The organism is Nocardia sp. NPDC058518 (assembly GCF_042719655.1).
GTDB lineage: Bacteria > Actinomycetota > Actinomycetes > Mycobacteriales > Mycobacteriaceae > Nocardia.
The window spans coordinates 162,246-183,228 of sequence record NZ_JBHXNJ010000010.1 but is presented as its reverse complement, the minus strand read 5'-3'; the positions used below and the strand labels follow the sequence as shown (position 1 = coordinate 183,228).

Genomic DNA, 20,983 nt, shown 5'->3' with positions numbered 1-20,983 from the left:
CGGGTCAGGCCAGTTTCCCTGGCACCTCGGACCCGACCTGCGCCCACTTCCCCGACCGCGCTCGCAGGACCACCGCGACCAGCCGTGCCAGCATGAAGACGACCAGCCCCGACCAGATCCCGGCCACTCCCCAGTCGAAGACGAGGGAGAGCCAGATCAGGGGAAGGAAGCCGCCCAGTGCGGCGACGAGGGTGGCGGTGCGCAGGAAGGCGGCGTCGCCCGCGCCGAGCAGAACGCCGTCGAGGGCGAAGACCGCGCCCGCGACCGGGATCATGGCGACGAAGAACCACCAGATGATGTGGGTGCGGTCGAGGACTTCCGGGTCGTCGGTGAACAGGAGCGGAATCACTCCGTAGCCCGCGGCGAACGCTCCGGCAAGGACCAGGGCGAAGATCTCCGACCAGCCGGTGACCCGACGCGCGATGCCCTTGGCGCCGTGCGCGTTTCCCGCCCCGAGGGCCGCGCCGACCAGGGTCTGGGCGGCGATGGCGAGCGAATCCAGGGTCAGGGCAAGGAAATTCCAGAGTTGCAGGACCAGCTGGTGGGCAGCGACGGACGCGGCGCCGAAACGGGCGGCCACCGCGGCGGCGGAGACGAAGCAGATCTGGAAGGACAAGCTGCGGACGATGAGATCGCGGCCGAGCACGAGTTGAGCGCGCATCACCGCGAGTCGCGGGCGCAGCGAAACATGTTCACGCAGCAGGGCATAGGCGAACAGGACGCCGGAGACCGATTGGCCGACGAGATTGGCCACCGCGGAACCGGCCAGTTCCATCCGCGGCGCACCGAGCAGTCCGTACACCAGGACCGGACACAGCACCGCCGAGAGTGCCAGTCCCACAACCACATAGGTCAGCGGTCGGCGAACGTCCTGCACGCCGCGCATCCACCCGTTGCCCGCCATCGACAGCAGGATCAACGGCACGCCGAACAGCGCGATCCGTACCCAGCTGAGCGCCTCGTCGGCGATCTCACCACCGCCGGACAGCACCGAACACAACGGCACCGCGAACAACTGGATCACCGCCACGATCACCAGACCGACCGCGACACCCACCCAACTGGCCTGCACGCCTTCCTCGACCGCGCCCGTCCGGTCCCCCGCACCGTGTCTGCGGGCCGCGCGCGCGGTTGTCCCGTAGGACAGGAACGTCAGCTGGGTGCTCACCGTTCCGAGGATCACCGCGCCGACCGCCAGCCCGGCCAGGGCCAGGGCCCCCAGCCTGCCGACCACGGCGATGTCGAAGAGCAGATACAACGGCTCGGCAACCAGCACACCCAGTGTGGGCACGGCGATGCCGAGAATGCGCCGTGGCCCGGCCCGGTCGACCTCGCTGTCGGGCACGGTTTCATCCACCGGTTCAGCAGACCCCACACCGACCTCCCACATGCACTACGAACCATTGGCGCGAATGCTGCCGACCCCGCCGATGGTGGCACACGCCACCGACAACCCAGATCACCCGTGCGGACACTCCCCACCGATCAGCACGAAATCGCAGGTACGAAGCGTGGGCGGCGGGCAGGATGAGCAGCGATACTGGTCGTTCGCCCAGCTCGGGCGGGACGACATCACACCGCGGACGCCCGGTTCGCCCGAACAACTCAGGATCGACCATGGTGTTTGTGCAGCGATGGCGGGTGATCACGGCGTTCGCCCTGGTCGGCGCGGCGACCCAGCTGGTGTGGCTCACCTACGCGCCGGTGACGACCGTGGCGGCGGAGCACTTCGGTGTCTCCGAGTCCGCGGTCGGGTGGCTGGCGAACATGTTCCCGCTGCTCTACGTCGTGCTGGCCGTTCCCGCTGGAATCGCGCTGGATCGCTGGTTCCGGCCCAGCTTGATCGCAGGCGCGGCACTCACCGCGATCGGTGCGGCGCTGCGCCTGCTCGACGGTGGTTTCGCGATCGTGCTCATCGGTCAGACCGTCGTCGCGATCGCGCAACCGCTGGTGCTCAACGCGATCACCGGCATCTCCGGGCACTATCTCGACGAGAAGGACCGGCCGACCGGCATCGCGGTGGGCACCGCGAGCACCTTCGCCGGTATGGCGGCGGCGTTCGTGCTCGGCGCCGCGCTCCCCGCGGAAAGCCAGCTCACCACACTCACCGCGGTCGGCACGATCTTCGCGGCGCTGGCCGCGATCGCGCTCACCATCGAGTTGATGCGCGCGGGCACCGGGCCCGCGGCGAGCACCTCGACCTCGCTCACCGCGCTGCGAGCGACCGTCGGCGACCGGTATGTGCGCCGACTCTGCGTCGCCGTGTTCTTCCCCTTCGGCACTTTCGTCGCGCTGGCGACCTTCGGCCAGGCCTTGCTCGAACCGTCCGGTGTCAGCGCCGACGCGGCGAGCATCGTGCTGCTGGTGAATGTTCTCGCCGGTGTGGTCGGCTGCGCGGTGATACCGGTCGCGGTCCTGCGCCGCGGCATCGAACTGCCCGCCGTGATGGTCGGCCTCACCGCCAGCGCCGCCGCCTGTCTGCTCGTCGCCCTCGCCCCAGGCCTGGCAACGGGTTTCCTGGCCTTCGTCCTCATCGGCCTGACCCTGCTCCCCGCCCTTCCGATCGTCCTGGCCATGGCCGAACGCCACACCGGCGCCGCCGACGGCACCGCCGCGGGCCTCATCTGGATGACCGGCAACCTCGGCGGCCTCGTCGTGGCAGGTCTCACCGGCCTCCTCGTAGACGACCCGTCCCTGGCCTTCACCCTCTGCGCCGTCACCACGATCCTCGGCGTCCTCCTCGCGCTGCGCCTACGCCGCGACGAGCCGCGACCTGGCACGAGGATCAGCCCAGCGCGGTAATCAGCGCGCGCACAACGTCTTCGGCATTGCCGTAGGTGGTGTAGCCGGCGGCGAAGCGGTGGCCGCCACCGCCGAAACCGCTGGCGACCGCGGCGACGTCGACGCCGTCGGTGCGGCCGGGGGCGGAGTCGCGCGAACGCAGGGAGACGGTCCAGCGGTCGTTGTGGCCGCGGGCTTCCTTGAAGACCGCGGCGATGCCCGCTTCGGCGGTGGTGCGGATGACGTCGATGACGCTTTCGACCTCTTCGGGGCCCACGTCGTGGGTGTCGGCGGCGCGGACCAGCGCGTAGACGAGGCCGACACCGGCGGCGGATGGTACGACCACGGCGGTGGACAGCACCTTCGCCAGCATCGGGAGCCAGGCGTAGGGGTGGGTGTCGAGCAGGACACGGGTGATCTCGGTGCCATCGATGCCGGTGGCGAGCAGTCGCTCGGCCATGGCGTGGCTGCCGGGGCGGGCCCAGCGGAACGAGCCGGTATCGGTGACCAGGCCCGCGAACAGACAGTGCGCGATATCGGCGTCGATCTCCGCGCCCCAGGCATCGAGTAGCCGGGTCACCAATTCGGTGGTCGAGGCCGCGGATTCGTCGATCAGGTCGACGGTGCCGAACCCGTCGTTGGCGCGATGGTGATCGATCACCAATGTGGTTGCCGCACCGGGTAATCGGTCCGCGAGAGCACCGAGACGGTTGCGAGCGCCGCAGTCGACGACGATCAGCAGATCTACTTCGTGCGGCACCTGCGCCGGTGGCACGATCAGCCGCACCCCGGGCAGCGTGCGCAGCGAAGCGGGCAGCTCGGCGGGCTCGGCGAAGGACACGCACACCGGCACGTCGCGCCGGTGCAGCGCCAACGCCAGCGCGAGCCCGCTACCGACGGTGTCGGCATCGGGCTGCACGTGGCACAGGATCGTCACCGAACGCGCCGCCGCCAAAGCGGCGACGGCTGCGCCCAGTTCGATCCCATCGCGGACGCTGGTCATCCGGCGTCCACGTCGGCCGGTCCTCGGCCGGACACGGCGGTGCCCGCCGGGCAGGACTCGGCGCCCCGCGTGGTCACTCGGGCTACCGCCCCCGGGCGATGACCGGACATGCCTGCCTACTCGTCTTCGTCGTCGCGATCGGCCTTGTACGGGTCGGCCTCGCCCGCGTGCTTGGCGTTGGCGGCGACCTTGGCCACCTCGTCGTCGATGGCGCGAGCCCTGGCGAGCAACTCTTCCATCTCGCGGGCCACCTCGGGCACCTTATCGAGAGTGAAAGACAGGATCGGGGTGAACTTCACTCCGGTACCCGCGCCCACCTTGGACCGCAATACACCCTTGGCCGCGTCCAGCCCGGCGGCGGCTTCGACGTAGTCGGGTTCGGCGTCGATGGTCTCGCCCATCACCGTGTAATACACGTTCGCCTCGCGCAGATCGCCGGTCACCTTGGCATCGGTGACGGTGACGAACCGCAACCGCGGATCCTTGATCTCGTATTCGATCGCGGTAGCCACGATCGCGGAAATCCGCTTGGCGAGTCGGCGTGCCCTGGCTTGATCCACCATGGGAGTGCTCCTCTCTTCGGCGGCACGGGTGAGGCCCTACGTGGTTACGCAGGCTTCCGCCTCCGGGCCTTGACACCCGTGCCGCTGCCTCTAGTCTTCGGGTCCGAAGATCCGGCGGCGTACTGCCAGCAACTCTATCTCCGGACGCGCGGCAACGTGCCGCTCACACTTGTCGAGCACCTCGTTCAGGTGTCCCGCTTCCGCACTGACCATGGCCACCCCGAGCAGTGCCCGGCGGTGCAGGTCCTGATCTCCGGCTTCGGCGGCATTCACGCCGAAGCGCTTTCCCAGCTCAGCGAGGATCGGCCGGATCACCGACCGCTTCTCCTTGAGCGAATGCACGTCACCGAGCAGTAGATCGAATTCGAGCGCACCGATGAACAGCGGTGCTCACCTCCTGGTAGATGGGGTTACCGCAAGACCCCACGCCGCACCCGAGGAATCGGATGCGGCGTGGGTGCGGCGATATTGCGTTGATCAGTCGCGCGGCTTTTCACGAAGCTCGTAAGCCTCGATGATGTCGCCGTCCTTGATGTCGCTGTAGGTGACGGTCATACCGCACTCGAAACCTTCGCGAACCTCAGGAGCGTCGTCCTTCTCCCGCTTGAGCGAGGAGATGGTCATCGTCTCCGCGACCACTCGACCGTCACGGATCAGGCGCGCCTTGGCGTTGCGCTTGACCGAGCCGGAGGTGACCATGCAACCGGCGATGTTGCCGATCTTCGACGAACGGAAGATCGCGCGGATCTCGGCGCGGCCCAGCTCGACCTCTTCGTAGATCGGCTTGAGCATGCCCTTGAGGGCCTTCTCGATCTCGTCGATCGCCTGGTAGATCACCGAGTAGTACCGGATATCCACGCCTTCGCGGTTGGCCAGCTCAGTGGCCTTGCCCTCCGCGCGCACGTTGAAGCCGATGATGATCGCGTTGGAGGCCGACGCCAGGTTGACGTTGGTCTCGGTGACGCCACCGACACCGCGGTCGATGACGCGCAGACGCACCTCGTCGTCGATCTCGATACCGAGCAGCGCCTCTTCGAGGGCCTCGACGGTACCGGAGTTGTCGCCCTTGAGGATCAGGTTGAGCTCCGAAGTCTCCTTCAGGGCGGCATCCAGATCTTCCAGGCTGATCCGCTTGCGGCTGCGAGCGGCCAGCGCGTTGCGCTTGCGCGCATTGCGGCGGTCGGCGATCTGACGGGCGATGCGGTCTTCCTCGACCACGATCAGGTTGTCACCAGCGCCGGGGACGGAGGTGAAACCGATGACCTGGACCGGGCGCGACGGGGTCGCCGCGTGGACGTCCTCGCCGTGCTCGTCGACCATGCGACGGACGCGACCGTAGGCGTCGCCCGCCACGATCGAGTCACCGACGTGCAGCGTGCCGCGCTGGATGAGCACGGTGGCCACGGGGCCACGGCCGCGGTCGAGGTGCGCCTCGATGGCGACACCCTGGGCGTCCATGTCCGGGTTGGCCCGCAGGTCGAGCGAGGCATCCGCGGTCAGCAGCACCGCTTCGAGCAGCTGATCGATGTTGGTGCCCTGCTTGGCCGAGATGTTGACGAACATGGTGTCGCCGCCGTACTCCTCGGTGACCAGGCCGTACTCGGTGAGCTGCTGCTTGATCTTGTCCGGGTTCGCACCCTCTTTGTCGATCTTGTTGATCGCGACGACGATCGGCACATCAGCGGCCTGCGCGTGGTTGATCGCTTCCACCGTCTGCGGCATGACGCCGTCGTCGGCCGCGACCACGAGGATCGCGATATCGGTGGCCTTCGCACCACGAGCACGCATGGCGGTGAACGCCTCGTGACCCGGGGTGTCGATGAAGGTGATCAGGCGCTCTTCCTCGTTGAGGTTGGTGAGCACCTGGTAGGCACCGATGTGCTGGGTGATGCCACCGGCCTCGCCCTCGGCGACGTTGGCCTTACGGATCGTGTCGAGCAGTCGGGTCTTACCGTGGTCGACGTGACCCATGACGGTCACGACCGGCGGACGGTGTTCGAGGTCGTCCTCGCCGCCGGCGTCCTCGCCGTAGGTGAGGTCGAACGACTGCAGCAGTTCGCGGTCTTCGTCCTCGGGGCTGACCACGTGGACGACGTAGTTCATCTCGCCGCCGAGCAGCTCGAGGGTCTCGTCGTTCACCGACTGGGTCGCGGTGACCATCTCGCCGAGGTTGAACAGTGCCTGCACGAGAGCAGCGGGGTTCGCGTCGATCTTCTCGGCGAAGTCCGACAGCGACGCGCCGCGGGCGAGACGGATGATCTCGCCGTTGCCGCGGGGCAGCCGCACGCCACCGACGGCGGGAGCCTGCATGTTCTCGTACTCGGCGCGCTTGGCCCGCTTCGACTTGCGACCACGACGGACAGCGCCGCCGGGACGACCGAACGCGCCTGCCGCGCCACCACGGCCACCGGGACCACCGGGACGACCGCCGCCGCCACCGGGACGACCACGGAAACCACCGGCCGCGGGAGCACCGGCACCGGCGCCGGGAGCGCCGGGGGCACCGCCACCGCCACCGCGGTAGCCGCCACCGCCGCCGCCACCACCGGGACGGCCTGCGCCGCCACCGCCGGGAGCGCCACCGGGACGACCCGGACGGCCACCGGCCGCGGGGCCGGGACGTGCGGAGCGCGCGGGCATGGCACCGGGGTTCGGACGCGGAGGCATCGAACCCGGGTTGGGACGGGGACCACCGGGACGCGGGGCACCGCCCTGCGCGGCGGCCGGACGCTGACCCTGGCCGCCACCCTGACCGGGGCGGGGACCGCCCTGACCGGGAGCCGGACGCGGGCCACCCTGACCGGGAGCCGGACGGGGACCGCCCTGACCCGGAGTCGGCCGCGGACCACCCTGCGGGGCGGGACGCGGTGCCGGACGCTCACGATCGGGCGCCGAGCTGAACGGGTTGTTGCCGACGCGCGGAGCCTTGGGCCCCGGCTTCGGGCCGGGACCTGCCGGACGCGGACCCGGTGCGGCCGCACCGGGGGTTGCCTGACCCGGACGGGTCTGGCCCGCGGCGGGAGCCTGTGCCGGACGCGGCGCGGCGGGAGCCGGACGCGGACCGGGCGCGGGGGCGCCTGCGGGCTTGGCGGCCGGAGCCGACTGCGCGGCGGCCGGAGCGGGGCTCGCGGGTGCCGGAGCAGCAGGCTTCGCCTCGACCGGAGCGGCCGGTTCGGCCTTCGGCGCAGCCGACGCGGCAGCAGCAGCTGCCGGGGCGGGAGCGGCCGGAGCCGGACGCGGACCGGGGCGGGGGCCACCGGGGGTGGGCTTGGCAGCCGGACGGGCTGCTGCTGCCGACGACGGGCCGGGACGGGCCGCCGACTTGGCATCGGCCGCCGGAGCGGACTTCGACGCCAGAGATTCGCGCAGACGACGTGCGACGGGTGCTTCCACCGTCGAGGACGCCGACTTCACGAACTCGCCTTGCTCCTTGAGCTTCGCGAGTAGTTCCTTGCTTGTGACACCGAGCTCTTTAGCCAACTCGTGCACGCGGGCCTTGCCTGCCACTGCTCTCCTCACTGAGAGGCCGAGCAGTGACGCCGCCTAGGTAAGGCGGGCCCGCACGACCTCGGGTTATCTCCGACGGACGTTCATCGTTGGTGCTTCACGGTGTGCTCATGAGTGCTCGTGCCTGTTCTCGAGGTACTGCTCCAGGGCTGAGATATCCAGATTTCCGGACACTCGTAGGGCTCTGCCGAATGCTCGGCGCCGCTCTGCGGAACGCAAACAAGCTGAAACGGGGTGCAGCCAGGCACCCCGTCCGGGAAGTCTGCGCCGCGGATCGGGAACAATCGCGACATCGGTGTTCCGATGCTGCGCAACGATCCGCAACAGGTCGGCAGATGGCTCACGCTGACGGCATCCGATACAGGTGCGAACGGATTGCGCGGGCCGGTCCTGTACCCACTCTACCGGTGACCCGGTCATAACGACGAACCCCTCCCCTCCGGAAGTTACCAACATGTCATCCGCAGGCAGGGATTCGATGTGCCTGGATCAACTACGGTGCGCTTCCGGCCGGGTGGAGTCGTCCGGTTGCGGAGCCGCGTCGCTGCGGATATCGATGCGCCAGCCCGTCAGACGGGCGGCCAGGCGGGCATTCTGGCCCTCCTTGCCGATGGCGAGGGAGAGCTGGAAGTCCGGCACGATCACGCGGGCAGCCCTGGCGTCGGGATCGACGACAGTGACCGATACCACCTTCGACGGCGAGAGCGCATTGCCGACGAAGGTCGCCGGATCCTCGGCGTAGTCGATGATATCGATCTTCTCGCCCGCCAGTTCGCTCATCACGTTGCGCACGCGCTGGCCCATCGGGCCGATGCACGCGCCCTTGGCGTTCACGCCGGGCACGGTGGACTGCACGGCGATCTTGGAACGGTGTCCCGACTCGCGGGCCACCGCGACGATCTCGACGGAGCCGTCGGCGATCTCGGGCACCTCGAGCGAGAACAGCCGCCGCACCAGGTTCGGGTGGGTACGCGAGAGCTGGATCTGCGGGCCACGCGGGCCACGCGAGACGCCGTAGACGTAGCACTTGATCCGGTCGCCGTGCTCGTAGGTCTCCCCCGGCACCTGTTCGGCGGGCGGGATCAGCCCCTCGGCGCCGTTGGCCTCGCTGCCGATGCGAACCACCACGATGCCGCGGGCGTTGGCCCTGGCGTCGCGCTGGACCACACCGCCGACGATCTCGCCCTCATGGGTGGCGAAATCACCGAAGGACTTCTCGTTCTCGGCGTCACGCAGCCGCTGCAGCACCACTTGGCGGGCGGTGGTCGCGGCGATGCGGCCGAACCCCTCCGGGGTGTCGTCCCATTCGGAGACGAGGTTGCCGTCGGCGTCGAGTTCGCGCGCCATCACCCGCACCACACCGGTCTTCTGGTTGATGTCGATGCGCGCGTTGGCCTCGTGGCCGTCGGTGTGCCGGTAGGCGGTGAGCAGCGCCGACTCGATCGCCGAGATCACGGTCTCGATCGAGATGCCTTTGTCGGCGACAATCGCCCGCAAGGCTTCGATTTCAATATTCATTCCGCAACCCCTTCGGTGGGAGTGTCAAGGTGTTGTCCTGGCGCGGCCAGGTCGGCGGGCTCTTCGCCCGGTACCGGGCGGCCCGGCGCGATGCCGCCGGCGAGTTCGAGTTCGGCGGCGCCCGGTGCGTTGAATTCGACCTGGACGACGGCCTCGGCGATATCGGCGATCCGAACAGGAACGCGATGCGGCTTCGCCTTGCCGCCGATGACGAGTGCGATGGTGGTGGCGTCGTCGGCGAGCAGGCCGACGCGCGCGTCGAAACGGGCCTTGCCCTCGATCCGCTCGGCACCGTCGGCCAGCTTGACGCGGACCTTGCGGCCCTGTGCGCGCCGCCAGTGCCGTTCGGTGGTGAGCGGGCGCTCCACGCCGGGCGTCGTCACTTCGAGCAGATAGGCGGATTCGCCGAAATCGCCTGCGGCATCGAGAAGTTCGGACATCTCGCGGCTGAGCGCGGCGATGGCGTCCAGGTTCGCCGTGCCGTCGCTGTCGACGGTGACCTTCACCCGAACCGGAGCCAACTCGCCGTTGCCCGCAGCCACGATCGCGACGCCCTCGAGGTCGAATCCCCGGCGTGCGACGAGCTCAGCGACAAGCTGGCTCACCCTTTCCTCGGTGGGCATCGGCATATGGGCGGCTCCTGGTTCAGTTGTGACGCGATCGGAAATATCTACGCCGAAGGTCTAGCGTAACGCGCTCAGAGAGTGTAAAGGACCAGGCGCTGGGCGCTGCGCACCGGTCCGGCTCGGCGTGCCCGAGGTGTGTCGCCGCGCGCGCGAGCTACCCGCGCGCGATCTGGCACGATGGTGCACGTGCCCCACCGCCATACCGTCCCGCCGAGAGCCGGGCGACCTTCCGGCATGCGCTCCGACCGGCACGAACCCCATCAGTTACGGGTCGAGCCTGCCACCGCGCACCTCGCCGGGTCGACGTCGGCTCCCGCCGGCGCGACCCCGTCGCACCTATCCGCCATAGTGCCGCATCCCACACCGGTGCAGCAGTTTTCATCATCGGCGCCCGCTCCGGTCGACACACGGTCGACCTGGCGCCGCCGCACACTGCTCCGACTGGTCGGCGCGAGCGCGATCGGCATTCCCGCGGTGGCCGCGCTGGCCGCCTGCGCCGAGGACGATACCGTGCACGCGCCGGATCCTCTTGCCGCGCAAGAGGTTCTGGCCCGAGCCGATGCCGCCGCCGCGACGGCCGCGATCGCGCTGGCGCCGCAGTCGAACGCCGCGCTGAGCACGATCGCCACCGAGCGCACCGCCCATGCCGACGCGTTGCGCACCGAAATCGACCGGGTGATCGGCGTCTACGGCGACGGCACCACCCCCGTCCATCGCACGGGGTCGCTGACCGTGCCCGGTCCCGACGGTTCCCCGGTGCCCGCCTCGGAAGTCGAGACAGCGGCCGCGCAGCCTGCCACCGTCGCACAGCTGCGTGATCAGCTGGTCCGCTCCCAACAGTCCGCCGCCGCCCTGGCCCGCACCGAATCCGGTTATCGCGCAGGACTTCTCGCGTCGATCAGTGCGGCCTGCGCCACCCAGGCAGGAGTCCTGCTGACATGACCGAACAGCGAAAGTTCCTGCAGAACGCGCTCGATGCCGAGTACGCCGCCGTCTACTCCTACGGCCTGATCGCCGCGTACGCCAATTCCGACCGGGCCCGCCTGGTCGCGGAGTTCAGCGCCGCGCATCGAGCACGCCGCGACGCCACCGTCGAGCTGCTCGAAGCTGACGGCACGGCACCGGGCGCCCCCGGCGCCGCCTATACCCCACCCGCACCGGTCGACGACCCGATCCCGGCGGCACATCTGGCGGTGAGCGTCGAATCCGATTGCGCCGCAGCGTGGTACGCGGTGGTCGAGAACGCGACCGACGAATCGGTGCGCGCCACCGCGACGGAAGCGCTCACCGAAGCCGCCGTCCGCCGCGCCCGCTGGCAGACGATTCTGGGGGCGACGCCGGTCACGGTCACTTTCCCCGGCCGGGCCTAGGCGCCGGCTCCCCTCGCGGGCGCCCGGCTTGGACGGCCACCGCTCATCGATGTCCGCCGGTTCGGACAGAAGTCCCGGGTGGATCCAGCGACCCACCCGGGACCGGCCGCCTGCTACGGGCGCATCGCGTACGCGCCGTCGTAGGCCGCTACCTGCTGCCACACCCGGTCGAACCGTTCGGCGTCGGCGACCGGGCTGCGCAGTGCCCCGATCGCCCATGCACGCTGCGCCTCGGTGACCGACGGCTTGCCGAGCACCGCCGTGGCGTGGGTGTTGAAGTCGCGGATCTGGAAGTCGAAGATCTGGTCGAGCACATCGCGGTCGAGGCCGGTGAGCTCGGCCTGCTCGAGGATCAGCTGGCCGTAGACCACCGTGGAGAACAGGTGGCCGATGGTCAGCATGAAGTCCAGGTCCTTCTGCTGGGCCGCGTCGGGGGCCGCGGTGAGCAGCAGGCTGCGCAGCGCTCGAGCCTGCTCGTAGAACCGGCCGACATTCGGGACCTCGGCTGCCTGCTCGTAGGCGGGGGTCCAGTCGGCGAACTGCACCTTGCCCGCGCCGCGTGCCGGACCCTGCTGCCAGAAGAACGGCTGGTCGCCGGCTTCGAGGTTGGTGCCGATCGCCGGGTATTCCTTCGGGTTGAGCAGGTAGTTCGGCATGAACTTCAGGATCTGGCCCACGTTCACGTGCACGGTGCCCTCGAGGCGCGGCAGGTGGTTGATGTAGCGCGAGGCCTGTGCGAAGTAGGTGGCCTTCTCGAAACCCTTGGCCGCCAGCACATCCAGCAGCAGGGTCATCGCGACCTCGGCCTCGGAGGTGACCTTGGACTTGGTCATCGGGTTGAACAGCAGGTAGCGGCGATCCTCGAGCGAGGCGCTGCGGAAGTAGTCGACGGCGCGGTCGCTGAACAGCTTCATCGCGATCAACCGCGAGTAGGCGTCGACGAAATTGCCACGCACATGGGCGAAGTCGGTGACCGGGTTGCCGTAGAGGATGCGGTTGTTGGCGTGGGTGATGGCCTCGAAGAACGAGTGCTCGACCATGCCGATGCCACCGTGGCAGAGGTTGAACTTGCCGACATTGACGGTGTTGAGCGCGGCCGAGAAGGCCTCGGGCCCTTCGTGGAGCAGGTCGGCGGCGGTCACCGGGTAGTTCTCCAGCCGGAAGTGGCTGACATACATCTGACCGTGGATGACGCTCTCGATCAGGTGGTAGTCGTCGTGGCGGCTGTCGGCGGCGAACCAGATGTAGCCTTCGGGGCCCTCGACGTCAGCGCGTCGGGAGAACACCGACACCATCGAGGCGACGTTGCCGTTGCCGATGTAGTACTTCTCGCCGCTCGCCCGGAACAGGATGCCCGCCTCGGCGTCGGCGCTGCCCGGCTCGCTCGGGGTGAGGATCAGGTCGGTGTTGTAGATATCGGCGCCGTGGTCGCGCTCGGACAGCGCGAACGCCATCACCTGACCGTCGTCGAGGTCGGCGGCGGCCTTGCGCTTGGCGATCTCGTTGCCGCTCTGCCAGATCGGGCCCAGGCCCAGGATGGTGACCTGCTCGGCGTACCAGTACGCCAGCCCGTAGAACCCGAAGATCTCCGCCAGGGCCGCGTTGCGTGCCGCGTCCCAGCGCTTGTTCGGGTCGCCGTCGGCGTAGGCGGCCGGGGTCAGGAAGGTCGCGAACAGCTTTTCCTTGCCCACGAACTCGAGGAACTCCGAGGTCCACACCGCGTCGCGATCCTCGACCAGCAGCTGCGCCTTGCCCTTGGACTCGAACCACTCGATGGTGGCGCGCAGCAGCCGCCGCGTCTCGGCATCGAAATGCTGCGGGTCGTAGGTGGCCGGGTTGAACAGCAGGCTGGGCGAACTCGTCATGCCGTTAACTTATCAGCGCCGCCCACTCGCCACGCCGACCCTCGCACCCGCTACCAGCACTTTCGCCTACGTAGCCGTAAGTTCGAGCCGCCCGGCTCCTGTTCGGCGACACCCAGCGCTGGGGCGATCACAGCGTCGCCGGGGTCGGTTGTTCCCCGACATATCCGGCGCGCCGGAATCGATCCAGCCCGAGTTCGCTCCCGAGCTCCGCTCGCATCCCAGGGTTGCGCACGTAGAAGACGAACAGGTGGTAGACCCGGGTCGGGTCGGTCTCGAGGTCGGTGTGGACGATGTCGATGGTTCGGTAGCCGGTGTCGGCATCGCCGGTGACGAGGGAGATCACGTTGGTGGCGCTTCCGAATCTGAGCCCTTCCTTGCGGCTTTGGGCGCCGACCGCCGTGACATCCGGCCAGGCAACGCTGGTCGGCCCCTTGCCATAGTCGATCGCGATGCCCTTTGGCGTCAGCACGATGCCGACGTTACCGAGGGTCTTGCGAGGGTGGTATGTGGCGAAGCCGAGGAGGAGGGCGAACAATGCGGGAAGGGAAGTGAGGAAGAAGAACGCGGCTCCGGTCGACCAGTCATCGTTCAAGGATGCGATGAATTGCCAAAACCCAGCCCCCAGCAGGACCACTGCGAACGCTATACATCCCAACAAACTTCCGGTCGAGGACGGGCGCGTCACGGGCAGCACGAGTGCGGGGCCCGCATCGGTGGCACGAATGTCAGCGACCACCGGAGCGGTTCGGGGCAGCTCCGACCATCCCCAGCCGGTGAACACGGCGGCCAGGGTGCCGACCAGCGAGAGCCCGAAGAGTCCTATCGCCACCGATTCCGGCTCTGTCACCATCGTCAAGATCAGGCCGAACACCATCGGCCACAAAACCAGCGCACACGCGAACGGCAACACCACATACCGATACGCGCCGAATGCCTTCCGCTTCCACTCCTCCGGAAGCGGCAAATCAGACGTACTCCGATACCTACCCACAATGCCCCCCACTACGATCCAGCACGCCTACGCGGTCGCGGATCTGATTCCGGCCACTAATAGCAACTACGACAAAACGCGCCGCCCCGGAAATGGGACGGCGCGTCTCAGAGCGAGGTCAGCCGCGGATCTTGGCGGTGACCGCGCTGACGGCGTCTTCGGCCGGGATCTCCTCGGCTTCGCCGGTGAAGCGGTTGCGCAGTTCCACCTTGCCCTCGGCCCAGCCGCGGCCGATGACGAGAATCCAGGGCATGCCGAGCAGTTCGGCGTCCTTGAACTTCACGCCGGGTGAGGCGGTGCGGTCGTCGAAGAGGACCTCGAGGCCCTCGGCGTCCAGGCCGGCGACGACGTGTTCGGCGCCGTCGCGGGCGGCGGCGTCCTTGTTGGCGATCACCACGTGCACGTCGAACGGGGCGACCTCGGCGGGCCAGCGCAGGCCCTTCTCGTCGTGCTGCTGTTCGGCGATCACCGCGACCATGCGGGACACGCCGATGCCGTAGGAGCCCATGGTGAGGCGGACCGGCTTGCCGTTCTCGCCGAGCACGTCGACGTCGAAGGCGTCGGTGTACTTGCGGCCGAGCTGGAAGATGTGACCGATCTCGATGCCGCGCGCGGACACCAGCGGGCCGGCGCCGTCGGGCGAGGGATCGCCGTCGCGGACCTCGGCGGCCTCGATGGTGCCGTCGGGGGTGAAGTCACGACCGGCGACCAGGCCGACCACGTGCTTGCCGTTGACGTCGGCGCCGGTGATCCAGGCGGTGCCGTCGACGACGCGGGGGTCGACGAGGTAGCGAACACCGTTGGCGGCCAGACCCTTCGGGCCGATGTAGCCCTTCACGAGGAACGGGTTGGCGACGAAGTCGGCCTCGGTGAGCATCTCCACCTCGGCGGGCTCGACGGCGGCGCCGAGACGCTTGTCGTCGACCTCGCGGTCGCCGGGGACGCCGATGCCGAGGATCTCGGTCTTGCCGTCGGGGTGGCGCAGCTTCACCATCACGTTCTTCAACGTGTCGGCGGCGGTCACGGTGCGGTCGAGGACCTTCGCCTCGTTGGCCCAGTCGACCAGCGTCGCGATGGTGGGAGTGTTCGGGGTGTCGTACTCGACCGCGTCGGCCTGGCCCTCGATGGGCAGCGGCGCGGGCGCGCGCGTGACCACGGCTTCCACGTTCGCCGCGTAGCCGGACTCGACGCAGCGCACGTAGGTGTCCTCACCGACGGGGCTGGCGGCGAGGAACTCCTCGGACGCACTGCCGCCCATGGCACCGGAGGTGGCGGCCACGATCACGTACTCGACCCCGAGCCGCTCGAAGATCGCCTCGTAGGCCTTGCGATGGGTGGCGTAGCTGTTGGTCAGACCGTCGTCGTCGATGTCGAAGGAGTAGGAGTCCTTCATCACGAACTCGCGGCCGCGCAGGATGCCCGCGCGGGGCCGTTCCTCGTCGCGGTACTTGGTCTGGATCTGGTAGAGGGTGACCGGCAGATCTTTGTAGGAGTTGTACTCACCCTTCACGGTGAGCGCGAACAGCTCCTCGTGGGTGGGCCCGAGCAGGTAGTCGCCGCCCTTGCGGTCCTTGAGCCGGAACAGGCCGGGGCCGTACTCGGTCCACCGGTTGGTGGTCTCGTAGGGCTCGCGCGGCAGCAGCGCGGGCAGCGAGATCTCCTGGGCGCCGGTGGCGTCCATCTCCTGGCGCACCACGTCCTCGATCTTGCGCAGCGTGCGCAGACCGAGCGGCAGCCACGAGTACACGCCGGGGGCGACCCGGCGGACGTAGCCGGCGCGAACGAGCAGTTTGTGGCTGGGCACCTCGGCGTCGGCGGGATCGTCTCGCAGGGTGCGCAGGAACAGGCGGGAGAGGCGGGTGATCACGGATGCACAGGGTAGTCCCTGGTCCGGGCCGGGCGACAGCCGATTACCACCTGGGCGCTGCGCCAGACCCCGAAAACCGGTTCCGGCAAATGAGCGCATATCAGGTTACCCATTGCAAATCTATTTCAATCATCAGATAACAACCTGATAACGTAACCGCATATCGCAATTCCGAGATGACTAGATTTTCCCTATAAGTCAATTACGCACTTACAACAGAAAATTGGTGGCGGCGACGCTACCCTTGCGAGAGGTCACAATGGCTGAGACGAAATCCATGTCGAAGCGCTGTACAGCAGTGTTCGCCGGTGCCGCGTTGGTGGCCGCGGCCCTCGCCGGATGCACCAAGACCGAGACCACCGAGAGCGGTCAGCTCCTGCAGTCACTGAAGGACAAGGGCACGATCACCGTGGGTTTCGCCGGTGAGGCGCCCTATTCGTTCGAAGACGGAGGCCAGCTCACCGGCGCGACCGTGGCCCTGCACAAGGAGATCTTCGCCAACCTCGGCATCAAGACCGTCGACGGTGTGCAGACCGAGTTCGGCGCCCTGATCCCCGGCTTGCAGGCCAATCGATTCGATGCGGTCAGCGCCGGTATGTCGATCTTGCCGAAACGCTGTGAACAGGCATCTTTCAGCGAACCGGAATTCATGTACACCACCGCGCTGATGGTGAAACCCGGTAATCCGATGAATTTGACGGATATGCAATCGATCAAGTCGAGCGGCGCGAAGATGGCCGCGATGACCGGCGCCATCGAATCCGATTACGCCAGCTCGCTCGGCATCGACGCCACCCAGGTCGGTACCCCCCAGGACGGCATGGACGCGGTCACCTCCGGGCGCGCCGACGTGTTCGCGCTCACCGCGATCTCGCTGAACTGGCTCAAGAGCCACACCCCCAACGCCGCGGTCGACGTGACACCGTCGTTCGTGGCCGTCATCGACGGCAAGCCGCAGGTCGGCGCCGGTGGCACCGTGTTCCGCACCACCGATCCCGATCTGCTCGCCGCCTACAACGCCGAGCTGACCAAGATCACCGGCGACAAGGACAAGTACCTGTCGATCGTCGGGAAGTTCGGGTTCACCGAACGTGAGCTGCCGGATCCGAAGTACACGACGGCCAAGCTGTGCAAGGGCGAAATCTGATCCACGCATGAGCAATTTCGACGCGGTACGCGATGCCCTTCCCGCGCTGTGGAAGGGCATCGTCGTCACGCTGGAGCTGACCATCGGCGGCGCGCTCCTCGCGTTCGTCCTCGCCCTCGCCCTCGGCACCACCGCCCGCGTGCGCAATCTCGCGGCGCGCGGCAGTGCCCGGGTCATGATCGAATTCTTCCGCGGCACTTCACTTCTGGTGCAGATCTTCTGGCTGTTCTATGTGCTGCCGCTACTCGGCTACAAGCTCGACCCGCTCTTCTGCGGCATCCTGGCGCTTGGCCTGAACTACGGCGCCTACGGTGCCGAAGTGGTGCGTGGCGCACTCAACGCGGTGCCGCGCGCGCAGTTCGAGGCGGCGGTCGCGCTGAATTTCAGTCCGTGGCAGCGGATGCGCAGGGTGCTGTTCCCGCAGGCGTGGGCGCTGATGCTGCCTTCGTTGACCAATCTGCTGGTCCACCTGCTCAAGGGCACCGCGGTGGCGTCCTACATCACCCTGCACGACCTGACCTACGAGATCGGTGACCTGCGCAAGACCACCAGCGACACCCTGTTCTCCTTCGGTGTCGGCCTGGTCATCTACTTCGTCCTGGGCTACCTGCTCACCCTCGGCATGAACCTGCTCGAAACCCGTGCCAAGACCAAGCTGGGTCGCGGGGCCTCGCTCAAAGAAGTGCTGAGCCTCGCCCCCGATGACACGAAGGTGGCGCCATGACCGCGGAATGGAGTTGGGAGCGCGCCCGCGAGGCGCTACCGGTGCTCTGGGACGGCTTCCAGATCACGCTGCTGGCGACGGTGCTCGGCTTCGCGCTGGCCGCGGTGCTCGGGCTGGCGATCGCGATGATCCGGCGCACGATGCCGCGCCCGATCGCCGCACCGGTGCACGCGGTGAGCGAGTTCATCCGCCTCACCCCGCTGGTCGTGCAGTTGCTGTTCGCCTACACGCTGCTCACGCAGTTCTCGGCGTTGCAGATCGGCGTCGTCGTGCTCGGCATCCACTATTCGAGCTACCTGGCCGAGGTGTACCGGGCCGGGATCGAGGCGGTGCCGAAGGGGCAGTGGGAGGCGGCGCGCGCGCTGTCGCTGCCGCCGACACGCACCTGGGGTGCGGTGGTGCTGCCGCAGGCGATCCGGGCGAGCCTGCCCGCGCTCGGCACCAACGCCGTCTCGATGTTCAAGGACACACCGTTCCTGTTCGCCATCTCGGTCGTCGAATTGGTGACCGCCGCACAGCAATTCGGCGCACGCAACTTCGCGTACCTGGAGTCGATCACGATGGCCGGGGTGTTCTTCCTCGTCGCCAGCTACCCGACGTCTGTGCTGATCAGAAGACTGGAGAAGCGACTTGCCTACTACTGATGACGAGATGATTCGATTCGATCAGGTGGTCAAACGCTTCGGCGCGCTCACCGTGCTGGACGAACTCGATTTCAGCGTCCGGCGCGGGGAGAAGGTCACCCTGATCGGGCCGTCCGGGTCCGGCAAGACCACCATCCTGCGGCTGCTGATGACCCTGGAGACGATCACCGACGGCGTGATCTGGGTCGACGGTGCACCGCTCACCCATACCGAGCGCGGCGGAAAACTGGTGCCCGCCAAGGAGAAACACCTGCGCGCGGTACGCACCAAGATCGGCATGGTGTTCCAGCAGTTCAACCTGTTCCCGAATATGACGGTGCTGGAGAACATCACCGAGGCGCCGATTCATGTGCTCGGCAAGTCGAAAGACGAAGCGCGCGAACGTGCTCGGCATCTGCTCGACGTGGTCGGGCTGTCGGACAAGGCGGACGCGCATCCCTCGCAGCTGTCGGGCGGGCAACAGCAGCGGGTCGCGATCGCGCGGTGTTGCGCGATGGACCCGAAGGTCATGCTGCTCGACGAGGTGACTTCGGCTTTGGACCCGGAACTGGTCGGTGACGTCCTCGACGTGTTGCGCACGATCGCCGAGACCACCGATATCACCATGCTGATCGTCACCCACGAGATGCGCTTCGCCCGCGAGGTGTCGGACCGGGTGCTGATGTTCGACTCCGGCCGGATCATCGAGCAAGGGCCACCGGAACAGATCTTCGAGGCGCCGACCAACGAGCGCACTCGTAAGTTCTTGGAGGCGGTGCGCTGAACTCGGCCGCAGCTGAACACAACTCGAGGCGGGTGCCGGTGCCTCTGCCTGCCCTGGGCGAGGCTGCCGACAGCGGCAGCTCGGTCCAGGGCGGGGCGGGGCGAGGTGGCAGTTTCTCCGGCGATTACCGTTGACGATCGTGCTGGTGCTGCTGCCTCCCTCCGAAACCAAATCCGACGGCGGATCGGGCGCGCCGTTGAACCTCGACGATCTCGCGATGCCGCAGCTCAGCGCGGTCCGCGACAAATTGATCACCGAAGTGGTGCAGCTGGCGGCCGACCCCGCGCAGTCGGCGGCCGTACTCGGATTGGGCAAGGGCGCGGACGCCGAGGTTGCCCGCAATGCGAGCCTGCGCACGTCGGCGACGCGCCCGGCCTTGGAGCGCTACACCGGTGTCCTCTACGACGCGCTGGACGCGACATCGTTCACCAAGGTGCAGCGCGCCAAGGCCTACGCGCGGCTGGGGATCGGTTCGGCCCTATTCGGCGCAGTCCGCGCGGCGGACCCCATTCCCGCCTACCGCCTCTCCGGCGGCACCAAACTCCCAGGACTGCCGACACTTTCGGCGGTATGGCGCGATGTGTTGCCCGACGCCCTCTACGCGGAAGCCGCGGGCGAGCTCGTGATCGACCTTCGCTCGGGCACCTACCAGCAGCTCGGCCGAGTCCCCGACGCCATCACCGCCAATGTCCTCACCGAACACCCCGACGGCTCACGTACCGTCGTCAGCCACTTCAACAAGCATCACAAGGGCCTGCTCGCCCGCGCCCTCGTCCTCACCCGCGCCGATCCCACCGACATCCGCGGCGTCGCCCGGGTAGCCACCAAAGCGGGCCTGCGAGCCGAAATCGCCTCCCCCACCGAACTTCTGATCATCACTGGCTGACGGAGGCCATGAGCTGGATGAGGTTGCCGCAGGTGTCGTCGAAGACCGCGGTGCTGACCGGGCCCATGGGGGCGGGGGCCTGGGTGAAGAAGACGCCGCGGTCGAGCAGACGGCGGTATTCGGCGTCGAGGTCGTCGACGGTGAAGACGATGACGGGGATGCCCTCGGCGCTCAGTGCCGTTTTGTAGGCCTTGGCCGCCGGGTGCTGGTCGGGCTCGAGCAGCAGCTGGATGCCGTCCACGTCGGCGGGCGAGACGAGGGTGAGCCAGTCGTATTCACCGACCGGGACCTTGTCTTTGACCTGGAAGCCGAGCACGTCGGTGTAGAAGGCCTCGGCCTTGGCCTGGTCGTCGACGAAGACGCTGGTCACTCCGATGCGGATCATGGGTCCTCCTGAGAGATCGGCCATCGCGCCGACACCGCCCGCAGCGGCGTGAAATCGGCGTGATGGAACTTGTATCGGCCTTGTCGGCGGGTATGTACGAGACCGGCGTCCTCGAGCACGCCGAGGTGCTGGGTGATCGCCTGGCGGGACGAGCTGATGTCGTGCTTGCTCACGAGGCGGGCGCACAGTTCGAACAGGGTTTGCCCGTCGCGATCGGCCAGTTCGTCGAGAAGCGCGCGTCGTGTCGAGTCCGCCAGTGCGGTGAAAATATCGGTCACTCGGCACGCTCCGTTCACTCCCCTCGAACCATAGGCAAGCCCACACTTGCCTGTCAAGCGCAAGC

At 67.9% G+C, this 20,983-nt stretch carries 21 protein-coding genes; 8 read left to right on the top strand and 13 right to left on the bottom strand.

What is annotated here, in order from left to right; translation table 11 throughout:
* Positions 1 to 4: 4 nt before the first annotated feature.
* Positions 5 to 1,390 (bottom strand): MATE family efflux transporter, encoded by a 1,386-nt coding sequence (locus ACFWPX_RS19510; RefSeq protein WP_378928581.1) that lies wholly within the window; start codon positions 1,388 to 1,390, stop codon positions 5 to 7.
* A gap of 227 nt (positions 1,391 to 1,617) precedes the next feature.
* On the opposite strand from ACFWPX_RS19510, the gene ACFWPX_RS19505 reads away from it, so the two are divergent.
* Positions 1,618 to 2,802 carry an MFS transporter gene (locus tag ACFWPX_RS19505; protein WP_378928579.1) on the top strand — a complete coding sequence of 395 codons (1,185 nt, stop codon included), beginning with the start codon at positions 1,618 to 1,620 and terminating at the stop codon, positions 2,800 to 2,802.
* On the opposite strand, the gene ACFWPX_RS19500 is transcribed toward ACFWPX_RS19505, so the two are convergent.
* The 7 genes from ACFWPX_RS19500 to rimP form a co-directional block, all read right to left on the bottom strand.
* Positions 2,786 to 3,784 (bottom strand): bifunctional oligoribonuclease/PAP phosphatase NrnA, encoded by a 999-nt coding sequence (locus ACFWPX_RS19500; protein ID WP_378912295.1) that lies wholly within the window; start codon positions 3,782 to 3,784, stop codon positions 2,786 to 2,788. The genes ACFWPX_RS19505 and ACFWPX_RS19500 overlap by 17 nt on opposite strands.
* A 116-nt stretch (positions 3,785 to 3,900) precedes the next feature.
* Positions 3,901 to 4,347 carry a 30S ribosome-binding factor RbfA gene (gene rbfA, locus ACFWPX_RS19495; protein ID WP_378912296.1) on the bottom strand — a complete coding sequence of 149 codons (447 nt, stop codon included), beginning with the start codon at positions 4,345 to 4,347 and terminating at the stop codon, positions 3,901 to 3,903.
* Positions 4,348 to 4,437: 90 nt separating this feature from the next.
* On the bottom strand, positions 4,438 to 4,731 hold the full coding sequence (locus ACFWPX_RS19490; RefSeq protein ID WP_358105906.1) for a DUF503 domain-containing protein: 294 nt from the start codon (positions 4,729 to 4,731) through the stop codon (positions 4,438 to 4,440).
* A 93-nt stretch (positions 4,732 to 4,824) separates the two neighbouring features.
* On the bottom strand, positions 4,825 to 7,854 hold the full coding sequence (gene infB, locus ACFWPX_RS19485; RefSeq protein ID WP_378928578.1) for a translation initiation factor IF-2: 3,030 nt from the start codon (positions 7,852 to 7,854) through the stop codon (positions 4,825 to 4,827).
* Positions 7,855 to 7,962: 108 nt separating this feature from the next.
* Complete coding sequence (locus ACFWPX_RS19480; protein WP_378912298.1) at positions 7,963 to 8,274, bottom strand: YlxR family protein; 312 nt, start codon at positions 8,272 to 8,274, stop codon at positions 7,963 to 7,965.
* A gap of 69 nt (positions 8,275 to 8,343) precedes the next feature.
* A complete protein-coding gene (nusA, locus tag ACFWPX_RS19475) occupies positions 8,344 to 9,372 on the bottom strand; it encodes a transcription termination factor NusA (RefSeq protein ID WP_378912299.1) in 1,029 nt (342 codons plus the stop codon).
* Entirely contained in the window at positions 9,369 to 10,001 is a 633-nt protein-coding gene (gene rimP / locus ACFWPX_RS19470; RefSeq protein ID WP_378912300.1) for a ribosome maturation factor RimP, read from the bottom strand. Before rimP ends, nusA begins: the two co-directional genes overlap by 4 nt.
* Before the next feature lie 363 nt (positions 10,002 to 10,364).
* On the opposite strand from rimP, the gene ACFWPX_RS19465 reads away from it, so the two are divergent.
* Both ACFWPX_RS19465 and ACFWPX_RS19460 read left to right on the top strand, forming a co-directional pair.
* On the top strand, positions 10,365 to 10,940 hold the full coding sequence (locus ACFWPX_RS19465; RefSeq protein ID WP_378928577.1) for a hypothetical protein: 576 nt from the start codon (positions 10,365 to 10,367) through the stop codon (positions 10,938 to 10,940).
* Complete coding sequence (locus ACFWPX_RS19460; protein ID WP_378912302.1) at positions 10,937 to 11,368, top strand: ferritin-like domain-containing protein; 432 nt, start codon at positions 10,937 to 10,939, stop codon at positions 11,366 to 11,368. The genes ACFWPX_RS19465 and ACFWPX_RS19460 overlap by 4 nt, the downstream gene beginning before the upstream one ends.
* 113 nt (positions 11,369 to 11,481) lie before the next feature.
* Here the strand turns inward: ACFWPX_RS19460 and ACFWPX_RS19455 are convergent, their stop codons facing one another.
* The 3 genes from ACFWPX_RS19455 to ACFWPX_RS19445 form a co-directional block, all read right to left on the bottom strand.
* Positions 11,482 to 13,233 (bottom strand): acyl-CoA dehydrogenase family protein, encoded by a 1,752-nt coding sequence (locus tag ACFWPX_RS19455; RefSeq protein ID WP_378928576.1) that lies wholly within the window; start codon positions 13,231 to 13,233, stop codon positions 11,482 to 11,484.
* A 127-nt stretch (positions 13,234 to 13,360) separates the two neighbouring features.
* Positions 13,361 to 14,107, bottom strand: a complete 747-nt coding sequence (locus ACFWPX_RS19450) for a hypothetical protein (RefSeq protein ID WP_378928575.1) — start codon at positions 14,105 to 14,107, stop codon at positions 13,361 to 13,363.
* A gap of 235 nt (positions 14,108 to 14,342) precedes the next feature.
* Positions 14,343 to 16,091, bottom strand: a complete 1,749-nt coding sequence (locus ACFWPX_RS19445) for a proline--tRNA ligase (protein ID WP_378928574.1) — start codon at positions 16,089 to 16,091, stop codon at positions 14,343 to 14,345.
* A gap of 259 nt (positions 16,092 to 16,350) precedes the next feature.
* Between ACFWPX_RS19445 and ehuB the strand changes: the two genes are divergently transcribed.
* The 5 genes from ehuB (at position 16,351) to yaaA (ending at position 20,255) form a co-directional block, all read left to right on the top strand.
* Positions 16,351 to 17,238, top strand: coding sequence for an ectoine/hydroxyectoine ABC transporter substrate-binding protein EhuB (gene ehuB, locus ACFWPX_RS19440; protein WP_378912309.1), 888 nt, complete (start codon positions 16,351 to 16,353; stop codon positions 17,236 to 17,238).
* Between the two features lie 7 nt (positions 17,239 to 17,245).
* Positions 17,246 to 17,962 carry an ectoine/hydroxyectoine ABC transporter permease subunit EhuC gene (gene ehuC, locus ACFWPX_RS19435; RefSeq protein WP_378912310.1) on the top strand — a complete coding sequence of 239 codons (717 nt, stop codon included), beginning with the start codon at positions 17,246 to 17,248 and terminating at the stop codon, positions 17,960 to 17,962.
* The gene (ehuD, locus tag ACFWPX_RS19430) at positions 17,959 to 18,606 is read left to right on the top strand and encodes an ectoine/hydroxyectoine ABC transporter permease subunit EhuD (protein WP_378928573.1); all 648 of its coding nucleotides are present in this window, start codon (positions 17,959 to 17,961) and stop codon (positions 18,604 to 18,606) included. Before ehuC ends, ehuD begins: the two co-directional genes overlap by 4 nt.
* Before the next feature lie 7 nt (positions 18,607 to 18,613).
* A complete protein-coding gene (gene ehuA, locus ACFWPX_RS19425) occupies positions 18,614 to 19,369 on the top strand; it encodes an ectoine/hydroxyectoine ABC transporter ATP-binding protein EhuA (protein WP_378912312.1) in 756 nt (251 codons plus the stop codon).
* A 139-nt stretch (positions 19,370 to 19,508) separates the two neighbouring features.
* Positions 19,509 to 20,255: a peroxide stress protein YaaA gene (gene yaaA / locus ACFWPX_RS19420; RefSeq protein ID WP_378912313.1), complete on the top strand. Its 747-nt coding sequence runs from the start codon at positions 19,509 to 19,511 to the stop codon at positions 20,253 to 20,255.
* Here yaaA and ACFWPX_RS19415 read toward each other — a convergent pair.
* Positions 20,245 to 20,637, bottom strand: coding sequence for a VOC family protein (locus ACFWPX_RS19415; RefSeq protein ID WP_378912735.1), 393 nt, complete (start codon positions 20,635 to 20,637; stop codon positions 20,245 to 20,247). The two genes, yaaA and ACFWPX_RS19415, sit on opposite strands and share 11 nt — an antisense overlap.
* Positions 20,637 to 20,918, bottom strand: coding sequence for an ArsR/SmtB family transcription factor (locus ACFWPX_RS19410; RefSeq protein WP_378912314.1), 282 nt, complete (start codon positions 20,916 to 20,918; stop codon positions 20,637 to 20,639). Before ACFWPX_RS19410 ends, ACFWPX_RS19415 begins: the two co-directional genes overlap by 1 nt.
* Positions 20,919 to 20,983: the final 65 nt, after the last annotated feature.

Coding starts and splice junctions, on each gene's coding strand:
- ACFWPX_RS19510 (WP_378928581.1), bottom strand. CDS start 1,390: ATGTGGGAGGTCGGTGTGGGGTCTGCTGAACCGGTGGATGAAACCGTG.
- ACFWPX_RS19505 (WP_378928579.1), top strand. CDS start 1,618: ATGGTGTTTGTGCAGCGATGGCGGGTGATCACGGCGTTCGCCCTGGTC.
- ACFWPX_RS19500 (WP_378912295.1), bottom strand. CDS start 3,784: ATGACCAGCGTCCGCGATGGGATCGAACTGGGCGCAGCCGTCGCCGCT.
- rbfA (WP_378912296.1), bottom strand. CDS start 4,347: ATGGTGGATCAAGCCAGGGCACGCCGACTCGCCAAGCGGATTTCCGCG.
- ACFWPX_RS19480 (WP_378912298.1), bottom strand. CDS start 8,274: ATGACCGGGTCACCGGTAGAGTGGGTACAGGACCGGCCCGCGCAATCC.
- nusA (WP_378912299.1), bottom strand. CDS start 9,372: ATGAATATTGAAATCGAAGCCTTGCGGGCGATTGTCGCCGACAAAGGC.
- rimP (WP_378912300.1), bottom strand. CDS start 10,001: ATGCCGATGCCCACCGAGGAAAGGGTGAGCCAGCTTGTCGCTGAGCTC.
- ACFWPX_RS19460 (WP_378912302.1), top strand. CDS start 10,937: ATGACCGAACAGCGAAAGTTCCTGCAGAACGCGCTCGATGCCGAGTAC.
- ACFWPX_RS19455 (WP_378928576.1), bottom strand. CDS start 13,233: ATGACGAGTTCGCCCAGCCTGCTGTTCAACCCGGCCACCTACGACCCG.
- ACFWPX_RS19450 (WP_378928575.1), bottom strand. CDS start 14,107: ATGGTGTTCGGCCTGATCTTGACGATGGTGACAGAGCCGGAATCGGTG.
- ehuB (WP_378912309.1), top strand. CDS start 16,351: ATGGCTGAGACGAAATCCATGTCGAAGCGCTGTACAGCAGTGTTCGCC.
- ehuC (WP_378912310.1), top strand. CDS start 17,246: ATGAGCAATTTCGACGCGGTACGCGATGCCCTTCCCGCGCTGTGGAAG.
- ehuD (WP_378928573.1), top strand. CDS start 17,959: ATGACCGCGGAATGGAGTTGGGAGCGCGCCCGCGAGGCGCTACCGGTG.
- ehuA (WP_378912312.1), top strand. CDS start 18,614: ATGATTCGATTCGATCAGGTGGTCAAACGCTTCGGCGCGCTCACCGTG.